6 protein-coding genes and 1 riboswitch are annotated in these 7,050 nt (G+C 42.9%); all 6 genes read right to left on the bottom strand.

Annotated elements, in window-relative coordinates:
- Positions 1 to 849 (bottom strand): DEAD/DEAH box helicase (locus tag B7C60_RS06645; RefSeq protein WP_245868728.1); only part of this gene is annotated, 849 nt, incomplete at its 3' end.
- Between the two features lie 148 nt (positions 850 to 997).
- Entirely contained in the window at positions 998 to 1,654 is a 657-nt protein-coding gene (ribB, locus tag B7C60_RS06640; RefSeq protein WP_099610980.1) for a 3,4-dihydroxy-2-butanone-4-phosphate synthase, read from the bottom strand.
- 198 nt (positions 1,655 to 1,852) lie between these two features.
- A riboswitch (FMN riboswitch) is annotated at positions 1,853 to 1,993 on the bottom strand.
- A 193-nt stretch (positions 1,994 to 2,186) separates the two neighbouring features.
- On the bottom strand, positions 2,187 to 4,076 hold the full coding sequence (locus tag B7C60_RS06635) for a methyl-accepting chemotaxis protein (protein ID WP_099610979.1): 1,890 nt from the start codon (positions 4,074 to 4,076) through the stop codon (positions 2,187 to 2,189).
- Positions 4,077 to 4,644: 568 nt separating this feature from the next.
- Positions 4,645 to 6,135, bottom strand: a complete 1,491-nt coding sequence (putP, locus tag B7C60_RS06625; RefSeq protein ID WP_099610977.1) for a sodium/proline symporter PutP — start codon at positions 6,133 to 6,135, stop codon at positions 4,645 to 4,647.
- Between the two features lie 71 nt (positions 6,136 to 6,206).
- A complete protein-coding gene (locus B7C60_RS06620) occupies positions 6,207 to 6,905 on the bottom strand; it encodes a 1-pyrroline-5-carboxylate dehydrogenase (protein ID WP_099610976.1) in 699 nt (232 codons plus the stop codon).
- 21 nt (positions 6,906 to 6,926) lie between these two features.
- The coding region (locus B7C60_RS18140) for a hypothetical protein (RefSeq protein WP_245868808.1) at positions 6,927 to 7,050 on the bottom strand (124 nt) is incomplete at its 5' end.

Raw genomic sequence — 7,050 nt, 5'->3', positions numbered from 1 at the left:
GACGCGGATCGCTTGACTACGGCCACTATGAAAAGCTTCCGCATAAATACCTCGCTTTTCTAACTGAGCGACTAATTTTGCTGCCCCGTGTTTAGTTTCGATAAAAATCAGCGCCTGCTCCCAATGATTTTCTTTGATTAAGTGACTTAATAGGGCGGATTTTTTATCTTTATCCACCGTAATAAGCCATTGATCAATATTCGTTTTAGAGGCTTGGTTGGCTGCAATCGTAATCTCGTAAGGGTCGGTGACGGCAGTCTTCGCTAAATCTCGAACCTTGTTCGATAAAGTGGCAGAAAAGAGCAAAAATTGAGCCTGTCTTGGAAGACGATCAATGATTTTATTAATCGGCTCAATAAACCCCATATCGAGCATCCGATCAGCTTCATCCAATACCACCATCTCAACTTCATCAAAATGAACAGCACGTTGACCATACATATCCAACAAACGCCCTGGCGTGGCAACTAAAACATCAATGCCATCGATCAACTGCTGCTTTTGTGTCTGTTCATCTACCCCACCGTACATTGCCAACGTCGTTAATCGAGTATGCTGAGCATATTGCTCTGTATTTTTCGCTACCTGAATCGCAAGCTCCCGGGTAGGGACTAAAATCAACGCTCGAATCCGCTTTTTCCGTTGGATATTTCCATTTTGCAATTGATGTAAAATCGGCAAGACAAAGCTGGCGGTTTTTCCGGTACCCGTTTGGGCGGCCGCAATCAGATCTTGTCCTTGTAAAATAACCGGAATGGCTTTACGTTGAATGGGGGTTGGTGTGTGATAACCCAGTTCAGCCACTGATTGAATCAGAGCCTCGCTAAGTCCAAGTTGTGCAAATGACATGATTGAGCCCAAATCGATAAAGTAGAGTAAGAACACGCTAGAATAGGGCAAATTCTAACATGAAGCGAAAGGTATGAAGAGCGTTATCACACTTTCATACCTTTTACGTCAAATCAAAAGAGTATAAAACAGTAACTCAATGCGTTGATCAAGCCAGCTTTTGTTCATAAGCAAGACGATACTGCACCATATCTTCAATGGTCAGAACTGGCATATTATGCAAGCGGCCAAAGGCAATAATTTCTGGTGTTTTCGCCATAGTCCCATCTGGGTTAGTCAGTTCACACAATACACCGGAAGGAAGCAAACCCGCCATTTGCATTAAATCAACCGTCCCTTCAGTATGACCTCGACGCGTCATAATGCCACCTTTACGAGCCCGCAAAGGAAATACATGCCCAGGACGAGCAAGATCTTCTGGTTTTGCATTAGGGTTAATCGCAGTTTTTATCGTGGTCACTCGATCTTTGGCTGACACTCCCGTTGTTACCCCACTCTTCGCTTCAATTGAGACGGTAAAAGCCGTTTGATTTTGGCTATTATTGTGTTGCACCATAGGAGGGAGATCCAGTTTATTCGCTTGTTCATCGGTCAAGCATAAACAGACGATGCCACTGCATTCTCGGATCATCAGCGCCATTTGCTCTGCAGTTAATGTTTCGGCAGGATAAATGATGTCCCCTTCATTTTCACGATCTTCATCATCCAATAATAAAACACCTCGCCCTTCTCGTAAGGCTTGTAGTGCGCGCTCGACTCGAGTAATAGGGTCGCCAAATTCGGCAAGTAAAGATAACTGATTCATGGTTTACTCCTAATAATGACCAGAATCAGGGCGGTTATGAGGTAAGCGGAAAGCATCAAACACAAGAGGCAAAAAATGCACCTGCACGATGTCTGATGTATACCCAATTCACGAAAATAACCACGGCTCTCAGCTGCGAATTTACGCCATCGCATAAACACCACCGCGCTGCAGTTATTTCATACTGGTAGGTATAATTGCCATTCTCTCTCATCCGGACTATAACCGTCGGCTCTGGCGTCTCACCAGATCTGCTGACCTCGACGAATCGAGCGCTCGTGGGCTCACCCAATCGGGTATACCACCGGTGGGGAATTCCACCCCGCCCTGAGAATTGTATAAATAAATTACGTATTCAGTATAAAGAATGAAAACCGAGCTCATTCTTCGCTGATTATGGTAATACTTTGTTGCGTTTTTGCAAAGGGGAACTCTGAAACAGTCTATTTGAAAATTTCGTCTATAAAAAAACAGCCCTGATCAAACTTGGTCAGGGCTAGCAATAATCGTCATATCGCGATGATAGGTAGTGCTACAATTTAAAACGGGCGATCTCTTTTTCTAGCTCATTGGCTAAAGCGTGTAATGCTTTAGCCTGTTGAACGGCATCGATAGCATCACCAGCAAGCTGATCACTCACTTCACGGACAGACTCCGTATTACTATTAATATCCGAGGTAACGAGTGATTGTTCTTCTGCTGCTGAAGCAATTTGAGTGGCCATATCACTGATCAACTGAATGGCTTCACTAATCGCATGCAAGCTTTCTCCCGTATGATTAACATCCTCTACACTGGTTTCAACCAATTTATGACTCTCTGTCATGACTGAAACGGCATTACTGGTCACTTTTTGTAACCCAGTAATTTTCGTCTGAATCTCTTCAGTGGAAGAGTGCGTCCGCTGAGACAAAACTCGAACTTCATCCGCAACAACAGCAAAACCACGACCTTGCTCTCCGGCTCTAGCTGCTTCAATAGCGGCATTAAGTGCCAATAGGTTAGTTTGTTCTGCAATGGCCCGAATGGTCGAAAGAATCGTTGAGATATCATGTGCATGAACTTCCAACTCGCCGATAATGGCAACAGCGTTATTTAGCTCTTTAGCTAACTGGTCAATAGATTGCTTACTCTGCTGCATCTGTTGATAACCTTGTGCCCCTAACTCAACAGACTGGTTAGCATTTTTAGCCGTATTTTCTGCATTACCCGCAATTTCAGCGGTAGCGGAAGCCATTTCGGTCACCGCTGTCGCTACCATCGTAATTTCATCTTGCTGAGTACGAATGCGCTCGCTTCTTTGTGCTGCAGCACTAGCAGCATGATTAGCTCCTTGGGTGAGCGCTTCCGTTACATCACGGACATTTTTCACCATCACGTGTAACCTATCGACAAACTTATTAAATTTGTCAGCCAATAGCCCTACTTCATCTTGACTTTTTACGGGCAAACGACGAGTTAAGTCTCCATCTCCTTCTGCAATATCTCCCAACGCTGTAGCAATTTGACTTAACGCATTCAACTGGCGAGCCACGAACCAAGAGGTAAGTAAAGCCATGAGCACGAGAATTACGAAACCGATAGATAATTGTGTAAATAACATCTGTTTTAACGGTTGCTCAAGAATCGTTTTATCCATAACCATTACCAACATCCAATCCGTATTGTCGATAGTTTGTGCCATTAATACATTACTTTTACTATCCACTGAAAAATTCAGTAAAGAATGCTGTGCTGCTGCATTTTGTAACGCACGAATCGTCAATTGTGGCGCGATTTCTTCAGTTGATTTTAAAATCAGTTTTTGGTTTGGGTGTGCAACAATTTTTCCCTCCTGATTAACTAGCACGGCATATCCTTTACCTGGGACATCAATCGCTAAAATATCTGCAATCAATTTTTCTAAAACAAGATCAGAGGCGGCCACTCCAATAAATTGTCCACGGTAATTCACTGGCTCTGCTAACGTCACCACTAAAGTATTCATCGTTGCACTAATATAAGGAGATGTGGTAATCGGCGTTTGCGCTGCTTTGGCTTCTTTATACCAACCTCGAGTTCTAGGATCATAACCTGCTCGATTTAATGATGGATCTTGACGAAACATCTCTCCTTGTTCATTACCATAAAAACTCAAGCTAAAGTCACCAGAACGCAGCGTCTGTCTAAGATGAGCCACAATATCAAGCTGAGGGTTAACCTCTATTTCTTCACGTAAACCTTGTAGTGAAACCTGCTTGGAGAGAAACCAGTCGCCAATACCTTTTGAATAAGAAACTAAGATATTTCGGCTTTCACTCTCTATCGATCGCCAACTGTCTTTTTTAAATGTTTGATACCCTGCAATAACTAAAGCCATTGCCGTAACCGCAATAGCAATAATAACAGAAAAAACCATTTTTCTTTTAAGACTCATTTTCATGAGTAAGCTCCTACTTTAATTAGAATAATTCTGCTAGCAGACTAACGGGAAAAATATTAAAAAACTCTGTTTCAGTTCCCAATATAGTGACTGCCATCAAATATAAATGAAATTAATGTAATGCAGGACTGCCAATAAAAGAAAAGGCCCTCGACATAGCAAGAGCCATTGATTTCATCAATATCTTAGCTGACTTTAGCACGCGAAAAGTTGGTGGATGGTAATGAAGAGGGTTGATTGCATAGTCGGCAAATGGCTTGTTTTTTCATCTTATGGTAATGCTCACCATGCATGACTAGTGACATGAATTGCAGGATAATTTGCCAACTAGAGCAAGGAGAAGTTTGACAGCGCCTCATTACAACTTTGTGCGGGGTAATTTTGTGACAACAGTTGCAATAAGCTTCGGGCATAATTCTATTCTCCTTATTCAGGTTATTGACAATTGACGCAATATTGCCCATTTGGTTCCATCAATACGGTTCTCAATGACATATTTGTGATGAAAATCAAAAAAATACCTCATCGTATCGTATGAGGTATTAAGACATGAGACTCGATGATAGGCTTAATTTAACTCAACCAATTGCTTCTTAAAACTAACATGTTGTGCTTTTACTGTTTCTTCTGGTTCACCAGTCAAAAAACTCACTAGCACAATCGCTGCAGTAGAAAAAATAATGCCGGGTAAAATTTCGTAGACATCAAACCATCCTCCTGCCAATTGCTTCCAAATCACGATGGTCAGGCCGCCGACTAAAATTCCCGCCAACGCGCCATTACGGTTCATTCTCGACCAATAAAGGCTAAGAACTAACACCGGGCCAAAAGCCGCTCCGAATCCAGCCCATGCATAAGAAACTAAGCCAAGTACCGAACTATCTGGCGTCATCGCCAGTATTAATGCCACAATTGATATCAAAATAACCGCTAAACGGCCAACGCGTACTACGTCTTCTGAACTCGCCTCTTGCTTGAATACCTGTTTATAAAAGTCTTCAGCCAAAGCCGAGGAAGAGACCAATAATTGAGAATCAGCGGTACTCATGATCGCAGCTAAAATTGCCGCCAGCAAAATACCCGCTATCACCGGATGGAAAATAGCATTAACCAACAACATAAAGATTTTTTCACCATCATCTAGCTGCATTGTACCGCTGTTGGTCACATAGACTAATCCGACTAACCCCACTAACATAGCCCCACACATTGAAAGCGCCGTCCAGATCACCGCAATCCAACGCGCAGTGGTGAGATCTTTATTGGATCGAGCCGCTTTAAAACGCGCTAAGATATGCGGCTGACCAAAGTAACCAAAACCCCAACCAACTAACGATAAAATAGCGATAATAGATAAAGGTTGACCTTTCACATCATTCCATAATGTGAGCAATTGTGGATTTATGTCGCTTAAATCGGAGTCTAGCTGGCTAAATCCGCCATTCATGGCGGTAATTGGCACAATCAACAAGGCCGCCGACATTAATAACCCTTGCACTAAATCTGTCCAAGAGACCGCGAGAAATCCACCAAACAAGGTATAGGACACCACACAAATCGTACCAATAATGACAGCCGTGGTGTAATCAAGCCCAAAGACTGTTTCAAACAATTTACCGCCTGCGACTAAACCAGAACTGGTATAGAAAAGGAAAAATAACAGAATGAAAAAAGCAGAGATCGTTTGAATCAGCTTCGATTTATCATTAAATCGACGTGATAAAAACTCAGGTAATGTCAATGAGTCAGTCGTAATACTGTAGGTCCGTAACCGTTTCGCCGTAATAAGCCAGTTTGCCCATGTCCCCAGCAAAAGCCCACCAGCCAACCAAAATGCTTCAATTCCAGCAGCATAGGCATAACCAGGTAGTCCCAGTAATAACCAACCACTCATATCAGAGGCTCCAGCAGAGAGCGCAGCAGGCCATGGGCCGAGAGAACGTCCCCCTAAAAAGTAATCTGCTGAGTTCTTTGTTCGCTGATAGGCAAACACGCCAATCGCCAACATCATAATTAAATAAATGATGAAGGTTGTTGTAATAGCAAAGCTATTTTCCATTGATATTTCCTCTATTTATAAGATCGCTTTCTGTCATCCCCTCCATAATCGAGGGGAAAGTCAGTAAAGGATTAATGAGTTTCACTTCCTAACTCAAGCAAGGTGGCATTCCCTCCCACAGCAGTTATATTTATAGTTCGCGTACGTTCGGTAATAAAACGTAGCGATAGATGCGGATCATGAGTGGTCGGAAGTTGAATAAAATCGGTTTCAGAAACCAGATTAATGATAGCGCCAGAACGTTTGGCTAATTGTCGATTCAGTAAGCGCTCACATGCGTCAGAGCCAACATAACCGACACTACCAATATCTGACTCGATTAAGGTTGAATAGCCATCCAATGAAGTTAGTTGCAAAACATTAAGCGGCAACGAAGCATTTTGAATCGCAGCGTCTAGTCTGGCAATAAACGCGCTATCGTCACTGCATACCACCACGCTATTACCTGCCGCTAACGCACAAACGAGCAGAGCCATCACAGACCATTGACCTGCTTGGCTTTGTTCTTCCTGGATAATCAAAGCCACACCTCGTCCTGATGTGTAGAGTTGGTTACTTTCTCCCGTCGGTCCAACCAAACAATGAGGCTGAGCTAGTAACGAAGTGGCATGTTCAATATGATAAGCCATGACTTGGGCTAAGTCTTTTTTATCCTTTTCTAACTGAGACTTTAGTGAAAGTAAGTGTTCACACTTTTTATCATAGGGTGTAAAGTTCCAATCTTCCCAGGCTGAAAGAGCATCAGTAAAATAGGTGACTTGGTGTACCATAAAAATTCCTCGCTCAGTCAATTAGTGATATTTCACTTGGGTAAAACGGTATAAATAGTGGGGGCCACCCGCTTTGGGGCCGGTTCCAGATAAGCCTTGACCACCAAAAGGTTGAACCCCAACGACAGCACCGACTTGATCACGA

The sequence above is a fragment of the Vibrio fujianensis genome (assembly GCF_002749895.1).
GTDB lineage: Bacteria > Pseudomonadota > Gammaproteobacteria > Enterobacterales > Vibrionaceae > Vibrio > Vibrio fujianensis.
This window is presented reverse-complemented; position numbering and strand designations above follow the sequence as displayed.

What these genes read in the sequence shown, in the direction of transcription:
- ribB (WP_099610980.1), bottom strand. Translation starts at nt 1,654, where the DNA reads ATGAATCAGTTATCTTTACTTGCCGAATTTGGCGACCCTATTACTCGA.
- B7C60_RS06635 (WP_099610979.1), bottom strand. Translation starts at nt 4,076, where the DNA reads ATGAAAATGAGTCTTAAAAGAAAAATGGTTTTTTCTGTTATTATTGCT.
- putP (WP_099610977.1), bottom strand. Translation starts at nt 6,135, where the DNA reads ATGGAAAATAGCTTTGCTATTACAACAACCTTCATCATTTATTTAATT.
- B7C60_RS06620 (WP_099610976.1), bottom strand. Translation starts at nt 6,905, where the DNA reads ATGGTACACCAAGTCACCTATTTTACTGATGCTCTTTCAGCCTGGGAA.